We start from the raw sequence: 20,726 nt of genomic DNA on the forward strand, positions 1-20,726 counted from the left end.
GGTGAGGCGTGAGGCATTTGGGGAATCTGCGGCGTCGGCGTCGTCGGCGGCCAGGATGGCGGCGGCGTTCTCGGCGGTGATGTCACCGGCCTGGGGTTCGGGGGTGGGGTCGGGCGTGTGCTCGGGGTGGTTGGCGGGGTTGGAGGAAGTGGACATGGGGGTTCTCCTCAAGGCGCATTGACGTGATCGTCGCGCTGCTGCGGACGGAAATGGCGTTGTCCGAAAGGGAGGATCGCTGTCAGGCACAGGCGGACGACGGGAATAGCCCTGTTCCAAGATTTACGCGGCGCTCGTTCCAGGTCGGGTTTGCGTCCCGGGTCGGGCGGACGGCACAGGAACTACAGAGCAGCGCAGAACTGGGGGGGAAACTGAGTTAGTCGGGCTAGCGGCGGACGTCACGCCTCACGGACAGGGTCAGCGTGCCTGACAGCACCGACACATGCGCACCTGACACATGACCGCGAGCGCCTGTGCGCTGCCAGCGGTCCGGGTCGTCAGGTGCGTGTTGGCCATGGCCAGCACGCTAGCCCGCCTCGGCGATGGGGGGCAAGTGACCGCGCTCCACCCCGGCCAATCTCACGCCGCCGCGATCAGGGCCAGTGCGAGGGCGCCGCCGTAGGCCAGCTCGTACAGACCGGCGTCGCGCAGTGCCGGAATCAGTGCGCGCCCGGTCGCCCCGGCTCGCACCGGCCGCAGGGTCCGTGCCGCCATGACGGTGAGGAAAGCGAGCAGCACTACGGCCCCGCCGAGTGCCGCCCAGGGTGATCCTCCGGACGCCGCGGTCAGGTCGGCGTGCGCCCACCAGGCTGCCGCGGCCGCCAGCACCACGGGCGTCGTCACCATGGCCGTGAAGGCCCGGCGGGCGCCCCGCTCCCCCAGCCGCACCGCCAGAGTCATCTTCCCGTGCTGCGGGTCGGTGGCGATATCGCGCAGATTATTGACCATCAGCAGGGAGCAGGCGATCAGGCCGATGCCGCAGGCGGCGAGCCACACCCACCCGGGCACGCCCCCGGCCTGCACGTACACGGTGCCGCCGGTGGCCATCAGCCCGAAGAAGATGAACACGAAGACCTCACCGAGCCCCGCGTAGCCGTAGGGGTGCGAACCGCCGGTGTAGAACCAGGCGGCCGCCACCGCAGCAATCCCGGCTGCCAGCAGCCACCATTGGCCTGACAGCGCCACCAGGATCAGCCCGAGCACGCCGGCCACGCCGAAGCAGCCGAAGGCGGCGTATTTCACTCGGCGCGGGTCTACCTGGCCGGAGGCGGTCAGCCGGGGCGGGCCGGTACGGTCGTCGTCGGTGCCGCGCACCCCGTCGGAGTAGTCGTTGGCCAGGTTGGAGCCGATCTGCAGCGCCAGGGCCACCCCGGCCGCCAGCAGGATCCGGGGGCCCGAGGCCGCACCCAGGGCGGATGCGGCGCCCGCCCCGAGGATCACCGGGGCGACGGCTGCGGGCAGGGTGCGCAGGCGCACGACCTCCGTCCAGCTCGTGGCGCGCGGTTCGGTACCGGCGGGCAGATCCCGGTCAGTCATGTGTTCCTCCTTGGGGCGCGCAGAGCCTATCTCAGGACCGGGTGTCACAATCTGCACCACTTTCACTGGCCGCCGCTCACGGGTCCTTCACAGGATTGGCAGTATTCGGGACGTTTTCGGTTCGGCCGCGACATCGTCTGCGGGAAAGTGGTGCATTCTCTGCCAGTTCTGCCCCACTCAGTCGGCGTTTCGGCAGGCGGAAGTGAGCCGGCGCGCCAGGGCCCGCCGGTCCACCTTGCCCGGTCCGCGCAGCGGCAGCGTGTCGAGGACGATGATCCGCTTGGGCGTGTGCGCCCCATCCAGGTGCTTGCGCACGGCGTCCCGGCACTGCTGCGCCCAGGCGTCCCGGTCTGTGATCTCCCGGCCGGTGTCCGGCACGACTGCCGCGACTACGGCGCTGCCCCATTCGGCGTCCGGCACTCCGACCACGCAGGCCTGGGCGACGCCCAGCAGTGCCGTCAGTGCATCCTCGACCTCATGCGGGGCGACCTTGACGCCGCCAGTGACGATGACGTCGTCAACGCGCCCCAGGACCGCCAGCCGCCGTATTCCGTCCGGTCCGTCGACCAGTCTGCCCAGGTCACTGGTGACCAGCTCGCGGCGGCGCTCCGGCTCATCCGCGCTGCTGCCCGGCGGCTCGCGGAAGCTCGCCGCGCCGGCCGGGCGGGCTCCGCGCTCAGCGTATCCGGATGCCAGCACCGGCCCGGAGAGCACGATCCGGCCCACGCCCGCCGCGTCTGGGTCATCAATGCTCACCCGCACTCCTTCCAGGGGAAGGCCGTCGTAGACGCAGCCGCCCCCGGTCTCGCTCATCCCGTATGTGGTCACTACCTTCACCCCGGCGGCCCGGGCCCGCCGCAACAGCTCCGAGTCGGCTGCGGCGCCTCCCAGCAGTACGGCGTCGGCGCGGGCCAGTGCCCGCTGTGCCCGCTGCTGCCCGGGGGCCAGCGCGCGCACCAGCTGGGTGGGTACCAGGGGGACGCGCACCGGATCATCGGGCCGAGCTGAAAGGGCCCGCTCAATGGCGTCCGCGAGTGCATCGGGGTTGAAGCCGCCGTCGGAGTCCACCACCACCGGCGCGCGCCCGGACAAGACGGACCGGATCAGCACCTGCAGGCCGGCCACGTGGTGTGCGGGCAGGGCCAGCACCCAGGTGCCGGGACCGCCCAGGCGGGCGTGCGTGGCTCGCGCGGAGGCGAGTAGGGATGCCAGTGGCATGGCCACCAGGGTGCCGGTGCCCGTCGATGAGCCGGAGGTGCGCAGCAGCAGGTCGACGTCCGGGCGGGTTGCCGGGCCGGCCGGGTCCAGGCGGCGGGCCAGATCGGTGGTGACGGTCTCCGGCTCCTCGGCGGGGCCGATGGGGACCAGCAGCGGCAGCCGCTGCCCGTTCCCGGGGGCGCGGCGCCTGCCGCCCGGGCCGTCCCCGGGGGTCTGCCCGGCTATGTCCCAGGTCTTGACTGTCCCAACGGCCCCAACTGCATCGGCGCTCGCGCACGCTCGGGAGCCCCGAGTGCGCGCCTCGATCCGCTCGCGCAGGGCAGCGGTCAGCGTGGCGACGTCCTCGGGCCGGGTGCCCCCGCGCAGGAGGAACAACGGGCGGGCGCGGCTGGTTGTGGATGGCACGAACACCAGGGTGGCATGGGAACCGGCCAGCGCCACACCGCAAAGAAAGGTTAGGGTAGATACGTGCGTGCTGTCCCCTACATCCTCGTACCGGCGCTGGCCCTGTATGCGCTCATCGACTGCGTGCGCACTCCATCGGAGAACATGCCCGCACACCTGCCCAAGCCCATGTGGATCCTGATCATCCTGCTGATCATCGGGATGGGGCCGATCGCCTGGATCATTACCTCCCGGGTACGGGCCGCGGAGGAGCGCGGCGGCGAGATCGAGCGGACCGTGTGGTCCTCCAAGGAGCGTGTGGAACTGCACCTGGCGGAGCGTCCCCGCCCGGTGGCGCCCGATGACGATCCGGAGTTCCTCGCCCGCCTGGAGCGGGATATTCGGCGTCGCCGCCGGGATGACAAGCCCGCCGCTGGGCGCGGCGGCGCGGCGGACGGGGATGCCGAGAACCCTGGTGGGGGCTCCGACGGCAGCGGCGCTGGAGAGGGACCGGAAGTTGCCTCGGATGACTCCCCGACGCCGTGAGCACCGCCGGCACCGTCCCCGCGGCCTCCCCGGCAGCGCCCGCGCCCGCCACTGACTCAGCTGGCTCAGCTCGCTCAGCCGGCCGCCTTGATCCGGCTGCTCCCCCGGCCACCAATACACGCGCGGACGCGCCGCTGCCCACTGCCCTGGACTGGCGGCGGAGCTGCCGCCTGATCGGTCTGGGTGAGTACCGGATCCCGGTCAGTGACGCGGTGCTCACCGCCCTGCTGCTGGTAGTTGTGGCGGCGGACTCGACGCTGGTAACCACCTGGGGACCGCATCCGGCCTATGTATTGAACACCTTGGTCGCCGTGGCAGTGGCCGCCGCCCAGCCCTTCCGTCATCGCGCCCCCGTGGCCTCGAGCGTGGCGGTCTACCTCGCCATGGTGGCGTATGTGGTGCTGCTGCGCTTTACGCCAGTAAGTCTTGGCCTGTCGCCGGTCATTGTGGCGGTGCCGGCGGCCTTGCACGCACTTGCCCGCTGGGCCCCTGACCGCCGCTGGGGCGTGGTGGCGCTCCTGGCGGCGCTGGTCGGGGCGGTGATCAACCCGCAGACGGTGTACTCGTTCAACCCGCACACCGCGCATATGTTCAATTATCCGCCTTTCGGATTCTCCCTGGCCTGCGTGCTGGTGGTAACCAGCACCTACCTGGGGGCGCTGCGTCGGCGCGCGGCCGCGGAGTCCGTGGACCGGGCCGTCGCGGCAGCAGCCCGGCTGGCGGCAGCACAGGCGGTGTCCGCGGAGCGCCTGACCATTGCGCGGGAACTGCATGACCTGGTCGGCCACGGCCTGACCGTGGTGAAGGTACAGGCCGACACCGGGCTCGCCCTGGGCACGCCAGAGGCGGCCCGTGAGTCCCTGACGGCGGTGCGGGACGCCTCTGCGGCGGCACTCGCCTCCACCCGCGAGCTGGTGGCGCTGTTGCGCAGTTCGTCCGGCCCGGGCGCGCTGGCCCCGGCGGCGGACCTGACTGGCCTGCCGGCGCTGGTGGAGCAGGCACGCGGTACCGGCATGGAGGTCGAGGCCGCCCTACCCGACGCGGCAGAGCTTGCCACCTGGAACGGATCCTGGACGGCGCTGCAGCGGCTGACACTGAATCGGGTGGTCTCCGAGGGCCTGACCAATGCGGTCAGGCACGGCTGCGGCACCGCCCACCTGACCGTGGCCGCGCAAGGCGGCAGATGCGAGGTGCGGGTCACCAACCCGCAGCCCCGGGGTGATTTCAGCACGGTTGCGGAAGGCGAGCGCGGGAAGACGCATGCTAGCCATGATGGCCCCGGGCACGGTCTGACCGGCATGGCCGAGCGGCTGCGCCTGGCCGGCGGCCACCTGGAGGCCGGCCCAAGCGGCGACGGCGCTTACTTCCTACTGTCCGCCGTCTTCCCGGTGGCGTCTACGCCTGATGTCACCCGCCCGGGCGCGGCGGCGCCCGCAGCTGCACCGCCGGGACAGGAGCAACCATGACCGCCGGCCATGTGCGCATCGCCGTCGTAGACGACCAGCAGCTCCTGGTCGCGGCCTTTCGGTCCCTGCTGGACGCGCAGGCGGATATGACCGTGGTGGCAACCGCCAACGACGGGCGGGCGGCGTTGGACGCGCTGCGCCGTGCCCGGGACCGTGGCGAGCCGGCCGATGTGGTGCTTATGGACATCCGCATGCCGGGGCTGGACGGCATTGCGGCCACCCGGCTGCTGCTGTCCGATCCCGGCCTGAGCGGCCGTGACGGCGACAGCCCCACACGGGTACTCATGCTCACCACCTTCCAGGAGGAGGAGCTAGTGCTGGGGGCGTTGCGGGCCGGCGCAGTCGGATTCCTGCTGAAGGACTCCGGCCCGGAGGAGCTACTGGCAGCGGTTCGCGCCGTCGGCGCCGGTCGGGCCTGGCTGGACCCGGTCATCACCCCGTACGTGTTGGGCGCGCTGGAGGGACGGCCCGAGCAGCCCGCAGGCGGTCCGGTCGTGGAAGTAGATTCGGCCAACGTTCCCGCCTCTCCCCCGCTCGGCGCGAAGCCCGCCGGAGTTCCCCGCACCGTGATTGGGCTGCTGCCAGGCGAGGCACTGACCGGCCGCGAGCGCGACGTGCTTGAACTGGTCTGCCGGGGAATGACCAACCCGGAGATCGCAGCCCGCCTGTACATCGCCGAGTCGACCGTGAAGACCCATGTCAAGGCGCTGCTCGGTCGCACCGGCTGCCGCAACCGGGTGGAGCTGGTTATCCACGCGCTGCGGACCGGGATGGTTGACGCGGATCGGTAGGCAGTAGCCGCCTCATCCCCCTATCGGGGGAGGTCGACGTGCGGCCAGCGGTTCTGGTCGTGTCCCTTGTGGGGATCCGCCTGCGAGTGCCCGGGCCGATTCTGGGCCCATGACCACAGCACCATTGTCACCGCCCCCATCATCTCCCGCCGCCAGCGTCGCCCCATCCCGGTCGGCCGCGGACCTCACCGCCCCGCCCGGGCTGGCGCTGCGAAATGTGGAGGTGAGCTACGGTCGACAGCGGGTCCTTACGGGTCTCAGCCTGACCGCCCGCCCGGGGCGGGTCTACGGCCTGCTGGGGCTCAACGGCGCCGGCAAGTCCACGACCTTCAACACCGCCCTGGGACTGCTGCGTCCCAACGCCGGCACGATCGAGGTGCTGGGCAGGCCCCTGAGCCGCGAGAGCCTCAGCCACGTGGGAGCCAGTATCAATGGCCCCGCGTTCTACCCGCAGCTGTCGGCCCGCCGCAACCTACGCATCCACTGCCTGCTGACCGGCACCGCGCAAGAGGTGATCGACCCACTGTTGGAACAGGTCGGCCTGGGGCAGGCCGGCCGCAAGCGGGCCGGAAGCTTCTCCACCGGTATGAAGGTACGCCTGGCCCTAGCGATGGCGCTGCTGGGCGACCCGGAGGTGCTGGTGCTGGACGAGCCGCAGAGCGGCCTGGACCCGCAGGGCATCATCTGGCTGCGCGACCTGCTGCGCGAACTGGCCGCGGGTGGGCGCACCGTCATCGTGTCCAGCCATGTGCTCGGGGAGATGGCGCGCACTTGCGACGACGTCGGTGTGCTTGCGGGCGGGCGCATGGTCTATGAGGGGCCGCTGGCTGAGTTCGCGGTTGCCGGTCAGGACCTGGAGGAGGCCTTCCTTGCCGCTGTCACCGGGGCCGCGGACAGCCACGGGCAGGAGGTGCGGCGATGAGCACTGCAACCTCGGCAACCGTCACAACCCGAATGGATTCCCTGCCGGGTGCCCGTCCGCGTCGCCTGCCGGGGCTCGGAGCCGTGCTGCGCGCGGAGTTGGGGCGCAGCCGCCGCACGGCCACCTGGGGCATTCCGGTGGCGGTGGTGATCTTCTCCCTGCACGCCCTGCTGGTGGCGCATGCCGCCCTCACCGCCGACGGCTGGAACGACGGCGTACTGCCTTGGCTGAACCCCTACCCCGCCGCCTTCGCCCTGCCCATGGGGGCACTGGCCGGCGCGATGGCGGCTTGGCGCGAACGGCGCCACCGGGCCGGCGGAACCGCCTGGCGGGGCGTGGCCCCGGCACTGACCGTGGCGGCGCGCGTGGCCGTGCTGGCCGCCTCAGCACTGGCGTCACAGGCGCTCCTCCTGGCCCCGATCGTCATCGACGCGCTCGTGCGCGGCGCCGGCTGGGGGCCGTGGCCCCAATACCTGTTGTTCGCCTTGGTGATGTGGGTGTCGGTCACCGGTGCGAGCGTGTGGGGGCTGGCCCTGGGCCAGTGGCTTGGTGGCATCGCCGTCGGTCTGGCCCCGGCGCTGGCGCTGGTGTGGTCGGCCGCGGGCGCGCTGCAGGCGGAGGCACCGACATGGTGGTCGCGGCCGTGGACCTGGGCGATGCGCCCAACCCTGCCGCTGCTGGAGGTGCACGCCAACGGCATCTCCCTGGAGGCGGGCTCACCGGTGTGGGACTACCCGGTGGCGCCGGGCATGCTGGGCAGCGCCGGGCTGTGCCTGCTCGGCGTCGGCGCCGTACTACTGGGGGCGCAGCGAGCCAGTGCGCTCACGGGCACGCGCCGGGCGGTGGGGACGCTCGCCGGTAGGCGCCGGGCCGCTCTTAGCGCGGGTTTCTGGTCGCGTACACGGGCTGCCGAACCTGCCCCGCACGATTCGGGGGACGTGCTAGCGGTACCGGCAAGCGTGCCAGATGCTTCGGGCTCGGTGCAGTCCGGGCCTGGCGGACCGCTGCTCTCACCGGATCACGCCGTCAGTGCCGCCCATGCCTTCGCTGCCGACCCTCCGATCCCGTCGGCTCACGATGGGCACGCGCCACGGGGCCTGCCCCAAGTGGTAGTGGATGCCCTGGCGGCACCGGGTTCGCGCAGTACCTTTCGCGCGGTGGCCCTTGGCCTGCCCTGGCGGCTGTGGGCGGTGCTGACGGCCGTGCTGCTAGGGCTCCTGGCGCTGACGCAGGCGGTCTACTCCGCCGCTTATGCGCTGCCGCTGTTCACCCTGGCGGGCGCGCCGATTGCCGCCTGGGTGGCGGGGGCGACGGCGTGGCGGGCGCAGGCCGACGCCTGGCGGGGCCTAGTACTGCGGGGCCGGCCGGCTGTTCTGGCGGCGTCGACGCTGACCTGGGCGATGGTGGTGCTGGCTGTGGCGTTGATCCCAGCATGGGCCATCGCCCGCCTGGGGGCGCCGCTGTTCCCCACCGACTCCGAACTGGGCGGACTGGGCGCGCCCGTGTACGTGTTCATGGTGCTGCCGTTCGTTGTCTTCATGCTGGCGGCGCTCGCGCATGCGCTGGCGCAGGTGGCCGGTATGGCGGTGACGGTCGGCGTGGGCGTGGGCCTATTCCTGATGGGCCTGATCGTCGACGGCAATGAGGTGCTGGTGGCGACACCGCTGTGGCAGCTGGCGCCGTGGGGCTGGATTCAGGCGGCGGGCGCCTACCCGGGGCGCTGGGCCGTGATCGCGGCGGCGAGCCTGGCGATCGGCCTGGTTGCCTTCGCGGTGAGTATCGCGCGCGGCCGCGCCGTCGCCACTCGCCAGACCGAATAGCCCAGGCCGAATAACTCACTCCCGTGAGGCTGCCGCCGCCACGGCTTCACCCACGCGGGCGCGTCAGCGCAGGACACTGTTAGCGGGGCCAGTCGGAAGTGTCCACCGCATAGCCCTAGGCGGCGGCGTGCACAAACCGGTCTGTCAACAGGCCATAGAACCCGCATAGGCAGTGCTTCTGCGATGATTGACCTGCCTCCACGGCGCATCCCCGGAACGACTCAGCACAGCTCAGCCGGGGAGCGCACCGTCAGGAGGTGAGACTGGGCATGTCATCCAAGAAGCGGAAGCACCGCCGCAAGGCGCAGAAGCGGAAGGGGATGACGGGTGAGCAAAGGGCCCAGATTTGGCGGACCGTGGTCCAAACGACTCCGCCATTGATCTGGGCCCTGACAGCTCTTCTCAGTGTCTTAAGACACTGAGCGACACCCGGTTTCCCGGGGAGTCGGGCGGTTGCCGCCGCTCGGCTCCCTGTCATGATCCCACATCTCGCCTGGCTCAGTCCAGGGCGCGCGGCTGGTAGCGGGGCCAGTTGGAGTGTCGACGGCTGGCCAGCTACTCGCCTCGCCCCTGGCCTCACCGCTGCTGGGCGTCGATCATGCGTGCGTAGTTGGCGAAGAGGATCTCGAGACGCTGGGCGTCGGTGGTGAGCTTGCGCGGGGCGCCCATCGCCTTGTCCATCACCCGATCCAGCTTGTTGTGAGCGTCGATCAGCGCCTTGTCCATCACGAGCCCATAGTGCTCAGCTAGCGAGCGTTCCGGATGAAGGGCGCGAGCCGCGAGGACGCCCTTGCCTGCCTCAATCAGCGCGCCGCGAGTCTTATCGCCCAGATCAGGAACGGGGAAGTTGTTCCAAGTAATCGTGCTGGAAAGACTGATACGGGATTCCAGCCGACCACCTACCGCCCGCATCCAGGTGATGAACATGGACGAGCTCGCAAGCGCGAACAGCAGGCCCCCGTCATCAGGCGCACCGTAGACCTTGTTTGAGATGATCACATTAGCCTCGAGGTAGGCCACCGGCAGGTAGCGGCGATTCTCTGAACTGACCTCGGGCAGCCCTATATAAGGCTCTTCACTGACAAGGCCGTACTGCCGGAACATGTGGTGGTACGGGTATTCCCTGGTGCTGGCAGCAGCCGATGCGGCCCTGAATGCCGCTACTTTCCGGATGTGATCGCGCAAGATACTGGATCGATTGGCATCCGTTGGATCCATGTCCTTCAGCCACAGGCACCAGCGCCGCCCTCCCCGGATCAGCTCCCTTGACCCCACGTAGGGGCGCAAGTACTTAGCCGCAACCGGATCCACCACAATCTCCGGGTACGTGGCCTCATCGATGACAAAGTTGCCACCATCGCTAGGCTTCGACCCGTAGTAGAGCATCGGCGTCACGGAGCTCAATGGCTGCCTCCGCTTCTCCACAAGCACATTGGGGCCGTCGATCAGATAGGCGTTGATGCCACGCCTGACCGTTAGCTCCTCAGGCCGACTCTTCGGCGTCGCGTAGTCCCACAAACGCCTGCGTGCATCGGGATTGCGGGTGAAGCCCACGATGACACAATGGACCGCCGCCTGCCCGGGCGCTTCGGAGTCCCAGGCGAAGGTGCGGTGTGCGAACTTAACGTGCCAGCCGGCATCGAAAATCGGAGCGAACAACCGAGCGGTCTGGTCTCCCTGGGTGATGGAGTTAGTCGTCACGAAGGCCCACTCGCCGTGCCTGTCCATCATCAGTCCGAGGGTCTTGGCATGCCAGGCGGTCACATAGTCAAGGCGGGAGAGCGTCTTCTCGCCACCCCACGCGCTCTGGAGCTGGGCTAGTTGCGCCTTCGTGCGGGTGTGGTCCCCTAGGAACGGCGGATTACCAAACACGTAGGTAACCGTTGGGCGCAGTGACTCATGTGCGGCGAGCGCCTGCTCCCAGTCGAGTTCCAGAGCGTCGCCGTGGGTGATATGGGCGGTTGTCTTGATGGGCAGGCGCTCGGGTGCCTGACCGATGCGGGCGGCCAGCTCCCGGTTGGCCTGGTGATCAACCAGGAACATAGCGGTCTCGGCGATCTTGGCCGGCCACCAGTTGATCTCGAAGCCGTAGAACTGGCCGATGGACAGCTTCTGATCCAGGGAGGCGTCCAAGGAGCCGGTGGTCTGGCCCTCTATCTCACGGATCCGGGCAATGATGTCGGTCTCGATGCGCCGCAGCTCGCGGTAGGCCACCACAAGGAAGTTGCCGCACCCGCAGGCCGGATCGAGGAAGGTCATGGCGGCGAGGGAGTCACGGAAGTCGCGCAGCGCCTTCAAACTCGTGGACTTGTTGCGCATCAGGCGATCGGCCTCGCCACGCAGATCGTCCAGGAATAGTGGCTCGATCACCTTCAGTATGTTGGTCTCGCTGGTGTAGTGCTCTCCCGCCGCGCGACGGGCCTCCTTGGACTTGACCAGCTGGAACATGGCTCCGAAGACAGCGGGGCTGATGCGGGTCCACTGGAAGCGGCAGGCCTCCAGCAGGGCGTCGCGCATGCGCTCGGTGAAGAACTCCGGCGGCAGCGGCTCGGCGAACAGCGAACCGTTGACGTAGGGGAAGCGCGCCATGAGGTCGGGGGTGTTACGGGAGCGCCTGTGCTCGGGCGTGTTCAACACGTCGAACAGGGTGCGCAACTGTGGACCGAGTGTCGCCGGCGTCGTCTCATGCAGCACGAAGCGGTAGAACAGGTCGGCCTCCCACAGGCCGGCGTCGTCGCCGAACAGTAGGAAAAGTAGCCGGGTCAGCCACATGGAGGTGCGTTGGACGGCCTCGTCCTCCTCGGAGGGATCAACCGCGGCGGCCTCGCCAACCGCTTCATCGGCGTCGTCTGAAAGCATGGCTGTGTACATCTGGGCCATGAGCTTGGAGGCGTTGATGGATGCTTCTTCTTCCTCCGCCTTGGTGATCGTCTCCATGCCGGCAAGGAAGAGGAGCTCATCCACGTGGTCGGGTAGCTCTGTCAGAGAGAACAGCGTCGTTGAACGCTCCTCAGGCGCCCCCAGGCGAGTGAGCCTGAAGCGCTCGAAGTCAACAACGAGGACGTATTTCGGAAACTCGGTCGGCTTGATTGAACCGCCGCTGAGGTAGTCAAGCGCCTGCCCGTAAGCCTTGTCCAAGTCCTCGCCAGGGCTCTTGGCCTCGCCCAGGAACACCGACGGCCAGAAGGCGTCGATATAGCCGGTGTTACCTGTGGAGGCGCGACGCGCGTCCTGCTCAAAGATATTCATGCGTTCGGCAGAAATGCCGAAGCAGCGTAGGAAGGAGGACCAGAACGGCTGGGCGTAGGACTTCTCCAGGTGCCCCATGTCGGCCGCGTTCCACTCGTCGATGCGGGAGCGCCAGTGAACCGCGAACTCCTGCAAGGAATCACGAATCGTCTGGCGGTCTAGGAAGGCGGGGAGGCCGGAGTGCTGCACGTAGCCGAGAATATGCGCTCACGCGACACACGCGCACCAACCCCGTCAGTCCAGGGCACGCGGCTGGTAGCGGGGCCAGTTGGAGGTGTCTACGGCGTAGCCCCAGGCTGCGGCATGCGTGAACCAGTCCGCCGGCAGCCAGGTGCGGCCCACCAGCTGGGGGTGACCGGGCAGGTACTGCGCCGCCCACATCACCAGCACCAGCTCCGCCCACTGGGCGCGCAGCTTCCACCGTGCCGAGCCGGAGGCATTGGCCGCCGCCATCACCACCTTACCCACACCGGTCAGCTGCACCTCCTGCACATCGGAGAAGGCGATCGGTAAGACACCCTCGCCCGTCCCCAGGTAGATGCCATGAGTGGAGACCGTCAGCCGGGCGTAAGCCAGGTGCCGCCACTTCTCCACGGCGTCCGCCTCCGCGGCCCGCTTGCGCCGGGAGTTGACGTAGGCCTGTCCACCGAAGAAGGCGGCGGTCAGCGCCAACCCCACCGGCCCACCGGCCAGGAAGAAGCCCCGGGAGGGGTTGTAGGTGGCGTCGCCACGCCGCCACACCAGCATCTCCGCATCGCAGGTGGCCAGCATGCGCTCCTCACCGGAGAAGACAGCACGAATGGGGTCAACCACCGGGGAAACGGGGTTGGGGCGGCGTCCAGACCGCAGCGCGGTGAGCACGCCGGCGGTGTTCCACCACACGAAGTCCTGCCCGGTCCAGGGACGCTGCGGGGCCGGACGTGACGGGGTGGCGGGAACGACGTCAGCTGCGCGAGCGGGCACCAGCTCGCCCGCGCCCGGGTCACGCGCGGTCGCACCCGAGGAGCGATCATCTTCGGGCCAGGCCGGCCCTGGTGGCACGGGCGTGCCGGTCATGCGTCCTGCGTGGTGCGCTCGGCATCGTCCGCGTCGGGACTCTCGGCCTCGCCGGACCCGATCTTCTCGGCGGCGGCAGAGGTTCCCGGCACCATGTCCTCGGCGCGGCGCAGCAGGTCCCCGGCGGGCTCCCAGTAGGACAGCCCCACCAGGGTGCGCCCGTCAAAGGTGAGCGAGGTCAGGGAGGCCAGAGCGCACTGGCGGCGGCGCGGGTCGTGCGCCAGGGGACGCCCCTCCAGGCGCAGGCGCAACGCCCACACGGGCAACTGGTGCGATACCAGCAGTGCCTCGCGCCCCTCCACCTGCGGGATGGCTGCACGCACGGCGTCACTCATGCGGGCCACCAGCTGGGTGTACGGCTCCCCCCAGCTGGGGCGCAGCGGATTCACGTAATAGCGCCAGTGCTCTGGGCGGGCCAGGAGCGTGCGGTCCCGGTTCACCGGCACGCCCTCGAAGTGGTTATCGGCCTCGATCAGGCGGGCATCGCAACTGGGAGTGAGACCGAAGGCCTGCGCCGTGGGCGCACCTGACTCGCGCGCCCGCTCCAGGGGCGAGGTGATCACGGCGGCGATGTCGTGACCGGAGGCGGAAAGCACGTCGGCAACCTGGTCGGCCATCTTTCGTCCGAGGTCGGACAGGTGGTAGCCGGGCAGGCGCCCGTAAAGCACACCCTCGGGGTTGTGGACCTCGCCGTGCCGCATTAGGTGGATGGTGGTACGCGCCATACCGCGATTCTCGCACGCCCGCCCCCGCATTGGCGACGCGCCCGACGTCGCGGCCTGCCGGTCGCGTGCAGCTGCCGCGGCGTATCGTGCGCCACCGCCCGCCGTCCCGTATGGTGCGTCCATGACAACTCGCAGCGCATGGGGTCTCGGCCTAGCGACCGTAACCGACGACGGCAACACCCTGGACGTGTGGTACCCGCGGCCGGTCCTGGGCCAGGCGCCTGCCGATGGCGACTCCGACCTGCTGGCCACGCTCAGCTCCATGGAGCGCCGCGACCCCGCCCGTGGCGTGCACACCACGGTGGTGCGCACCTCCGCCGACCTGGACGACGCCCCGCAGACGGTGGCGGGCGCCTACCTGCGCCTGCACATGCTCTCCCACCGGCTGGTGCGCCCCAACACCATCAATCTTGATGGCCTGTTCTCCCGCCTGCCCAATGTGGTGTGGACCTCGGCGGGGCCCTGTTCGGTGGAGAACTTCGGCGACACGCGCATCCGCCTGCAGGCCTCCCTGGGCCGCCCCGTGCAGGTGCTGTCCGTGGACAAGTTCCCCCGTATGACGGACTACGTGCTGCCGTCCGGCGTACGCATCGGCGATGCCGCGAACGTGCGCCTGGGCGCCTACCTGTCAGCGGGCACCACGGTGATGCACGGCGGCTTTGTCAACTACAACGCGGGCACGCTCGGACGTTCCATGGTTGAGGGCAGCATCGCCCAGGGCGTGGTCATCGGAGACGGCTCCGACATCGGCGGCGGCGCCTCCACGATGGGCCTGCCGTCTGGCGGCAGCGGGCGCCGGGTGGCACTGGGCGAGCGCTGCCTGCTCGGCGCCAACTCGGGCCTGGGCATTCCGTTGGGCGACGACTGCGTGGTCGAGGCCGGCCTGTTCGTCACCGCCGGCACACGGGTGGCCCTAATGCCGCAGGGCGGAGTGGTCCCCGGATCGCACGGGCTGTTCAAGGAGCCCCGGGTGGTGGCCGCAAGCGAGCTGGCGGGCGCCTCGAATGTGCTGTTCCGCCGTAACTCCCAGTCCGGGGCGGTCGAGGCCCTGTCCCGCGGAGGCAAGGGGATCGAGCTGGACCCGCAGGCCACATCGTCCCGGTTGTAGGCACACGCCTGCTTGTACGCGGCCGCGTCACGGCGGCGCGGCCGCGGTGTAGACGTCCCACACCAAGGACGGCCACTATTCGAAACATCTGGGCTCGCAGCGCAAGACGTGCACTCACCTGGGTTCAATTTTTTGTGACACGCATTACGATGGATGTGCGCCTGAACACAGTGAGTCGACGTGAGTCGACGTCCGCCGGACATCGCCGTCGAGGGGAGCTCTGATGCCCACATCCACCCGCTCCCGCACCCCTGCGGGCAACTCTCCCTCCGCGCCCTCGCGCGGGGACCTACCTGCGCCCCGTCCCACACACCACGCCCGCCCTTCCTTCACCACGCTGAAAACCACCATGGCAGTCACCGGCACCGCCATGGCGCTGTTCGTGCTAGTCCACATGATCGGCAACCTCAAGGCCTTCCAGGGAGCCGAGGCCTACAACAACTACGCCGCGTGGCTACGGGAGATCGGCTACCCGCTCGTCCCCCACGAGGGTGTGCTGTGGATTCTGCGGCTGGTGCTGGGAACCTGCCTGATCCTGCACGTAGCGGCCGGCGTGACCTTGTGGCGGCGGGGACGGAGCGCCCGCGGTTCCTTCAGGCGGCAGAACATGCGCCCCCGCGCGCTCGGCGCCCGCTCCATGATCGCCACCGGCGGCCTGCTGCTGGCCTTCATCGTGGTACACCTGCTGGACCTGACTATCGGGCGCCTGGTAGCCTCCGGCAGCTTCATGGCCGCCACCCACTCCGATGGGGAAATGACCGCCTACGCCTACGAGAACCTCATCGCCAGCCTCTCGCGCCCACCGATGGCGATCTTCTACAGCCTGGTGATGCTGACCATTGGGGTGCACCTGGCGCAGGGCCTGTGGTCGGTTGTGAATGACCTAGGCGGCACAGGCAGCCGACTACGCCGCGTCTGCCTGGTAATCGCCATCGCCGTCGCACTGGCCATCGCCATCGGCAATGGCATGCTCCCCCTGCTGGTACTGAGTGGAGTGATCGCATGAGCCCCGTACCGCCCCCGGTCGACAACCTCTACGACATCGGCCCCGACCTGGACCCGCACCTGCCGGACTGCCCCCCGCAAGAGGCTTGGACGCGCCGGCGCGACGAGTACCGGCTGGTCAACCCGGCCAACCGGCGGCGCCTGACCGTGATCGTCGTCGGCACGGGCCTGGCCGGCAGCGGGGCCGCCGCCACCCTGGGACGCCTTGGCTACCGGGTGGAGTGCTTCAGCCTGCACGACCTGCCCCGCCGGGCCCACTCCGTGGCCGCACAGGGCGGCATCAACGCCGCGCGCGCCCGCAAGGTGGACGGCGACTCCCTGAACCGCTTCGTGAAGGACTCCGTCAAGGGCGGCGACTACCGCGGCCGCGAGGCCGATGTGGTGCGCCTGGGGATGGAGTCGGTGCGGGTCATCGACCACATGTACGCCATCGGCGCCCCCTTCGCCCGCGAGTACGGCGGCCAGCTGGCCACCCGTTCCTTCGGCGGCGTGCAGGTCTCCCGCACCTACTACACGCGCGGGCAGACCGGCCAGCAGCTGGAGGTCGCCTGCGCCCAGGCACTGCAGGAGCAGATCGACGCCGGAAGCGTGCACATGCACTCGCGCACCGAGATGCTGGACCTGATAGTCGCCGACGGCCGCGCCCAGGGCATCGTCACCCGCGACCTGCTCACCGGTGACATCCAGGCGTGGACGGCGCACGCCGTCGTCCTGGCCACCGGCGGCTACGGCAGCGTCTTCCACTACTCCACCCTGGCGATGGCCTCCAACGCCTCGGCCACCTGGCGGGCCCACCGCCGCGGCGCGGCCTTCGCCTCCGCCTGCATGGTGCAGTTCCACCCCACTGCCCTGCCGGTCAGCTCGCACTGGCAGTCCAAGACCACGCTGATGAGCGAGTCGCTGCGCAACGACGGGCGCATCTGGGTGCCCAAGCGGGCCGGGGACGACCGGCCCCCGAACGACATCCCCGAGGAGGAGCGCGACTACTACCTGGAGCGCAAGTACCCGGCCTTCGGCAACCTCACCCCGCGCGACGTCGCCTCCCGCAACGCCCGCGAGCAGATCGAGTCCGGGCACGGCGTCGGCCCGCTGCACAACTCCGTCTACCTGGACTTCCGCGACGCCCTACACCGCCTGGGCAAGCCGGTGATCGCCGCCCGCTACGGCAACCTGTTCGACATGTACCTGGACGCCACCGGCGAGGACCCCTACGAGGTGCCCATGCGCATCGCCCCGGGCGCCCACTTCACCATGGGCGGCCTGTGGGTGGACTTCGACCAGATGTCCACCATCCCGGGCCTGTTCGTGGGCGGGGAGGCGTCCAACAACTACCACGGCGCCAACCGGCTGGGCGCCAACTCCCTGCTGAGCGCCTCCGTGGACGGCTGGTTCACGCTGCCGCTGTCGGTGCCGAACTACCTGGCCGGACTGGTGGGCACCGGCGTGCTCGCCGACGACGCCCCGGAGGTTTCCGCCACCCTCGCCGACGCCCGTGCCAGGGTGGAGCGACTGCTGGCGGTGGGCGGCACGCACCGGCCGGTCTGGTTCCACCGTCGGCTGGGCGAGATCCTGTACGCCGATTGCGGCGTGAGCCGCTCGGAGGCGGGGCTGCGCCACGGACTGGAGCAGGTGCGGGAGCTGCGCCAGGACTTCTGGGCGGACGTGAAGATCGTCGGCGGGCCGCAGCGCCTGAACCAGGAGCTGGAGAAGGCGCTGCGCGTGGCCGACTTCCTGGAGCTGGCCGAGGTGATGATCCTGGACGCGCTGGACCGGCGCGAGTCCGCCGGGGCGCACTTCCGGGAGGAGTACGCCACCGCCGAGGGCGAGGCGAAGCGCGATGACGCCCAGTGGTGCACCGTGTCCGCCTGGCTGACCGACGCCTCCGGACGGCACACGCGCCGGAGCGAACCCCTGAGCTTCTCGCTGGTACCGATGCAGGTGAGGGATTACCGATGAGAGTGGAACTGGAGATCTGGCGGCAGGACGGGCCGCGTGCCCGCGGCCGCTTCGAGTCCTACACGGTGGAGGACGCCGAGCCGGAGATGAGCCTGCTGGAGCTGCTGGACCGGCTCAACGACCAGATCATTGCCGACGGCGGCGAGCCGGTCGTCTTCGAGTCCGACTGCCGCGAGGGCGTGTGCGGCATGTGTGGCTTCCTGGTCAACGGCAAGCCGCACGGGCCACAGGACAACACCCCCGCCTGCCGCCAGCACCTGCGGGCCTTCCCCGGGGTGACGCGCTTCCGGCTGGAGCCGTGGCGGTCGGCAGCCTTCCCGGTCATCCGCGACCTGGTGGTGGACCGCACCGCCCTGGACGAGCTGATCCGGGCGGGCGGAACAGTGGACGTGGCGGCGGGCACCGCCCCCGACGCCGACTCCGTGCCCCAGCCCTACCTACAGGCCGAGCAGGCGCTCGACTTCGCCGCCTGCATCGGCTGCGGCGCATGCGTGGCCGCCTGCCCCAACGGCGCAGCCATGCTGTTCGCCGGGGCGAAGCTGGCGCACCTGTCGCTCATGCCGCAGGGCCGCCACGAGCGCTCCCGGCGGGCACGGCGCATGGCGCGCACGGTCAATGAGATCTTCGGCCCCTGCTCTCTGTACGGGGAGTGCGTTCCGGCCTGCCCGGCGGGCATCCCGCTGACGGCAATCGCCGCCCTGAACCGGGAGGTGCTGCGTGCCGGCCTGCGCGGCCGCAGCCGCGACGACTGAGGCCGCCGGGCGGGCAACCGCGGGCGCAGAGGCTGGTGTGCACGGGTCGCGCGGGCCCGACGTCGGCGGCCCCGCCCCGGCAGGCGTTGACGTTCGGCTTTACTCAGGCTTGTGGGCCACCAGGGCGACGCCAACCATGTCCTGCTCGTAGCGCTTGAAGGTGCGGCGCATCACTAGCATGCGCTGCCGTAGCTCCCGGTCGGAGATGACGTTGCGGGCGATGCGCGCAAAGCCGCCCAGGCCCTCGTCTCGCAGGTTGCGGCTGAGCTTGAGCAGGGCCATAGGGGCGGTGTCCGCCCAGTCGACCACCAGCCCGGCGTCCTCGAGCAGCTGCCGCCAGGCCGCCACCGTCATGGGGCGGGCGTTGACGTGGATGGCGCGCGCTAGGTCCTTGCGCAGCTCGGTGTAGTGGGCCGCGTCTATGTCATCCGGGACCACGCCCAGCTCGTGGATGGCATAGCGTCCGCCGGGGCGCAGCACCCGGGCCGCCTCCGCGGCGATCGCCGCCTTGGCCTTGTCCCCCTGCATGCTCAGCATGGCCTCGCCGATGACGACGTCGGCACTGGCGTCGGGCAGGCCAGTTTGCGCGGCCTCTCCCCGGCGGACACTGCCGCGGTCGCCGACGACGGCGGCCACGCGCCGGGCGGCGTCGGGATCCCGGTCGATGGCCGTGTAGGAGGCCGGGCGTGCGGCAATGACCTCCGCGGCGGTGCGCCCCAGTCCGGGGGCGAGCTCAACAACGTCGGCGCCGGACAGGCGGGCGCGAGCCAGCATGGCGGTGGACAGCGCCGCCCCTCCGGGGCGCAGCACGCGTTTGCCTGCGCGGGCCAGCACCCAGTGACCGGGGGCAGTGTCCAAAGGGCGGTTGGCGTACGGAAGGGGCGCTTCCGCCGCGTAGGCGGGCGTAGCCGCCGACGCGGCGGTCTCGGAAGTAGGACGCTGATCTTCCATGCAGGAGAGTTTAGCCTCACCTCACGTCAAGCCATAAGGTGATGGGACGCCCACCCCATACGTCTGCTCCAGCACGACTCCGATGCATGCGTCACTACCACTGAGGAGTACTACCAGGGCCAGGCACGATCCCGTCCGCACCACTTAAGGTCAAGGCCGATGCCGGGCGCCGGGTGAAGCAGTAGGCGACATGCGCCTGCCACTGCGCCCGGACTGAAAGAGACGAGGTCGTCATGGAAGCACAGATGCTTAAGGGCCAGGTGGCGCTGATCACCGGCGCCAGCTACGGCATGGGCCGCACAATGGCGGAGCTGTTCGCCGAGGAGGGGGCCGCCGTCGCCATCACCGCCCGCCACGCTGAGCAACTGGAAGAGGTCGTGGAGGGCATCCGCGCCAAGGGCGGGCAGGCCATCGGTATCGTGGCCGACGTCACCAGCCTGGAAGACACCGAGCGGGTTTTCGCCCGCGTGCTGGAGGAGTTCGGCGACCTGGACATCCTCATCAACAATGCCGGCATCGGCGAGCAGAAGACGATCGACGATACCGACGATGACTGGATGCTCTACGTCATGAACACCAACCTGGCCGGCCCTATGCGCTATATCCGCGAGGCGCTGAAGATCTTCCGGCCCAAGAACACGGGCTGCATCATCAACATCTCCTCCGTCAACGGCGAGCGCCCCTTCTGCGGCGCCGCCTACACCTCCACCAAGGGCGGGTTGAACACGTTGACGAAAAACGTGGCAATGCTGCTCAACGACACTGACATCCGCTGCAACGCCGTCGCCCCCGGCGCTACGGTGACGCCAGCGCATGAGGCCAACAAGGCCGGCGAGCAGCCCGGAGGAAAGAAGATGCTGGAGCACTCCCAGCACTACGTCTACTTCCCCGGACCGGAGTGTGACCCCATGGACCAGGCCTACGCCTGTCTGTTCCTGGCCTCAAAGATGGGCCGGGCCGTGCGCGGCCAGGTGATCCAGGTGTGCAACGGAGCCTTCCTCTGACTTGTACGTGTCGGCTGCCGGCCCATCAGAGTCGGCAGCCGCACCGAAGCAGGCACATGCATTCCCCACGTCTAAATCCGCGGCAAACACTGCACCCGTCCCCTTAGGACCTCAGCGGATCCACGTGAGTCCAAGCGGTCAAGAAACGCGCTCAAGGCCCTGCATCCGTTTGCTGGCTCTTCGTGTTTGTGGGTGTGGAGGTTTGAGCTGGGGCTGTTGGTGTTGGTTGTGTTCGGGGCC

Annotated in this window: 16 protein-coding genes; 10 read left to right on the top strand and 6 right to left on the bottom strand. The window is 69.6% G+C overall.

Annotated elements, in window-relative coordinates:
* Positions 1-576: 576 nt before the first annotated feature.
* A complete protein-coding gene (locus tag GZ997_RS05175) occupies positions 577-1,533 on the bottom strand; it encodes a 1,4-dihydroxy-2-naphthoate polyprenyltransferase (protein ID WP_162679117.1) in 957 nt (318 codons plus the stop codon).
* Positions 1,534-1,710: 177 nt separating this feature from the next.
* Entirely contained in the window at positions 1,711-3,156 is a 1,446-nt protein-coding gene (locus GZ997_RS05180) for an AMP-binding protein (protein ID WP_343212278.1), read from the bottom strand.
* Positions 3,157-3,219: 63 nt separating this feature from the next.
* Between GZ997_RS05180 and GZ997_RS05185 the strand changes: the two genes are divergently transcribed.
* From GZ997_RS05185 to GZ997_RS05205, 5 genes are all read left to right on the top strand, one after another.
* Entirely contained in the window at positions 3,220-3,681 is a 462-nt protein-coding gene (locus GZ997_RS05185) for a PLDc N-terminal domain-containing protein (protein WP_162679118.1), read from the top strand.
* A complete protein-coding gene (locus GZ997_RS13030; RefSeq protein WP_162679119.1) occupies positions 3,678-5,147 on the top strand; it encodes a histidine kinase in 1,470 nt (489 codons plus the stop codon). The genes GZ997_RS05185 and GZ997_RS13030 overlap by 4 nt, the downstream gene beginning before the upstream one ends.
* Positions 5,144-5,938, top strand: coding sequence for a response regulator transcription factor (locus GZ997_RS05195; RefSeq protein ID WP_162679120.1), 795 nt, complete (start codon positions 5,144-5,146; stop codon positions 5,936-5,938). The genes GZ997_RS13030 and GZ997_RS05195 overlap by 4 nt, the downstream gene beginning before the upstream one ends.
* Before the next feature lie 109 nt (positions 5,939-6,047).
* On the top strand, positions 6,048-6,860 hold the full coding sequence (locus GZ997_RS05200) for an ATP-binding cassette domain-containing protein (protein WP_162679121.1): 813 nt from the start codon (positions 6,048-6,050) through the stop codon (positions 6,858-6,860).
* Positions 6,857-8,680, top strand: coding sequence for a hypothetical protein (locus tag GZ997_RS05205; protein ID WP_162679122.1), 1,824 nt, complete (start codon positions 6,857-6,859; stop codon positions 8,678-8,680). Before GZ997_RS05200 ends, GZ997_RS05205 begins: the two co-directional genes overlap by 4 nt.
* 576 nt (positions 8,681-9,256) lie before the next feature.
* Here the strand turns inward: GZ997_RS05205 and GZ997_RS12660 are convergent.
* From GZ997_RS12660 to GZ997_RS05220, 3 genes are read right to left on the bottom strand one after another with little or no spacing between them, the layout of a single operon-like run.
* Entirely contained in the window at positions 9,257-12,118 is a 2,862-nt protein-coding gene (locus GZ997_RS12660; RefSeq protein ID WP_162679123.1) for a DNA methyltransferase, read from the bottom strand.
* Between the two features lie 45 nt (positions 12,119-12,163).
* Positions 12,164-12,985, bottom strand: coding sequence for a hypothetical protein (locus GZ997_RS05215; protein WP_238994282.1), 822 nt, complete (start codon positions 12,983-12,985; stop codon positions 12,164-12,166).
* Positions 12,982-13,710, bottom strand: coding sequence for a histidine phosphatase family protein (locus GZ997_RS05220; protein ID WP_162679124.1), 729 nt, complete (start codon positions 13,708-13,710; stop codon positions 12,982-12,984). Before GZ997_RS05220 ends, GZ997_RS05215 begins: the two co-directional genes overlap by 4 nt.
* A 121-nt stretch (positions 13,711-13,831) precedes the next feature.
* On the opposite strand from GZ997_RS05220, the gene dapD reads away from it, so the two are divergent.
* From dapD to GZ997_RS05240, 4 genes are all read left to right on the top strand, one after another.
* Positions 13,832-14,818 (top strand): 2,3,4,5-tetrahydropyridine-2,6-dicarboxylate N-succinyltransferase, encoded by a 987-nt coding sequence (dapD, locus tag GZ997_RS05225; RefSeq protein WP_161923660.1) that lies wholly within the window; start codon positions 13,832-13,834, stop codon positions 14,816-14,818.
* Positions 14,819-15,041: 223 nt separating this feature from the next.
* On the top strand, positions 15,042-15,824 hold the full coding sequence (locus tag GZ997_RS05230; protein WP_202616260.1) for a succinate dehydrogenase cytochrome b subunit: 783 nt from the start codon (positions 15,042-15,044) through the stop codon (positions 15,822-15,824).
* Positions 15,821-17,779, top strand: coding sequence for a fumarate reductase/succinate dehydrogenase flavoprotein subunit (locus tag GZ997_RS05235; protein ID WP_162679125.1), 1,959 nt, complete (start codon positions 15,821-15,823; stop codon positions 17,777-17,779). The genes GZ997_RS05230 and GZ997_RS05235 overlap by 4 nt, the downstream gene beginning before the upstream one ends.
* A complete protein-coding gene (locus tag GZ997_RS05240) occupies positions 17,776-18,531 on the top strand; it encodes a succinate dehydrogenase/fumarate reductase iron-sulfur subunit (protein ID WP_162679126.1) in 756 nt (251 codons plus the stop codon). The genes GZ997_RS05235 and GZ997_RS05240 overlap by 4 nt, the downstream gene beginning before the upstream one ends.
* A gap of 99 nt (positions 18,532-18,630) precedes the next feature.
* Here GZ997_RS05240 and GZ997_RS05245 read toward each other — a convergent pair whose 3' ends face one another.
* Positions 18,631-19,482: a class I SAM-dependent methyltransferase gene (locus tag GZ997_RS05245; protein ID WP_162679127.1), complete on the bottom strand. Its 852-nt coding sequence runs from the start codon at positions 19,480-19,482 to the stop codon at positions 18,631-18,633.
* A gap of 233 nt (positions 19,483-19,715) precedes the next feature.
* On the opposite strand from GZ997_RS05245, the gene GZ997_RS05250 reads away from it, so the two are divergent.
* Positions 19,716-20,486 (top strand): SDR family NAD(P)-dependent oxidoreductase, encoded by a 771-nt coding sequence (locus tag GZ997_RS05250; protein WP_162679128.1) that lies wholly within the window; start codon positions 19,716-19,718, stop codon positions 20,484-20,486.
* Positions 20,487-20,726 lie beyond the last annotated feature (240 nt).

Source organism: Actinomyces sp. 565 (assembly GCF_010365615.1).
Lineage (GTDB): Bacteria > Actinomycetota > Actinomycetes > Actinomycetales > Actinomycetaceae > Actinomyces.

What these genes read in the sequence shown, in the direction of transcription:
- GZ997_RS05175 (WP_162679117.1), bottom strand. Translation starts at nt 1,533, where the DNA reads ATGACTGACCGGGATCTGCCCGCCGGTACCGAACCGCGCGCCACGAGC.
- GZ997_RS05195 (WP_162679120.1), top strand. Translation starts at nt 5,144, where the DNA reads ATGACCGCCGGCCATGTGCGCATCGCCGTCGTAGACGACCAGCAGCTC.
- GZ997_RS05200 (WP_162679121.1), top strand. Translation starts at nt 6,048, where the DNA reads ATGACCACAGCACCATTGTCACCGCCCCCATCATCTCCCGCCGCCAGC.
- GZ997_RS05205 (WP_162679122.1), top strand. Translation starts at nt 6,857, where the DNA reads ATGAGCACTGCAACCTCGGCAACCGTCACAACCCGAATGGATTCCCTG.
- GZ997_RS05215 (WP_238994282.1), bottom strand. Translation starts at nt 12,985, where the DNA reads ATGACCGGCACGCCCGTGCCACCAGGGCCGGCCTGGCCCGAAGATGAT.
- GZ997_RS05220 (WP_162679124.1), bottom strand. Translation starts at nt 13,710, where the DNA reads ATGGCGCGTACCACCATCCACCTAATGCGGCACGGCGAGGTCCACAAC.
- dapD (WP_161923660.1), top strand. Translation starts at nt 13,832, where the DNA reads ATGACAACTCGCAGCGCATGGGGTCTCGGCCTAGCGACCGTAACCGAC.
- GZ997_RS05230 (WP_202616260.1), top strand. Translation starts at nt 15,042, where the DNA reads ATGCCCACATCCACCCGCTCCCGCACCCCTGCGGGCAACTCTCCCTCC.
- GZ997_RS05235 (WP_162679125.1), top strand. Translation starts at nt 15,821, where the DNA reads ATGAGCCCCGTACCGCCCCCGGTCGACAACCTCTACGACATCGGCCCC.
- GZ997_RS05240 (WP_162679126.1), top strand. Translation starts at nt 17,776, where the DNA reads ATGAGAGTGGAACTGGAGATCTGGCGGCAGGACGGGCCGCGTGCCCGC.
- GZ997_RS05245 (WP_162679127.1), bottom strand. Translation starts at nt 19,482, where the DNA reads ATGGAAGATCAGCGTCCTACTTCCGAGACCGCCGCGTCGGCGGCTACG.
- GZ997_RS05250 (WP_162679128.1), top strand. Translation starts at nt 19,716, where the DNA reads ATGGAAGCACAGATGCTTAAGGGCCAGGTGGCGCTGATCACCGGCGCC.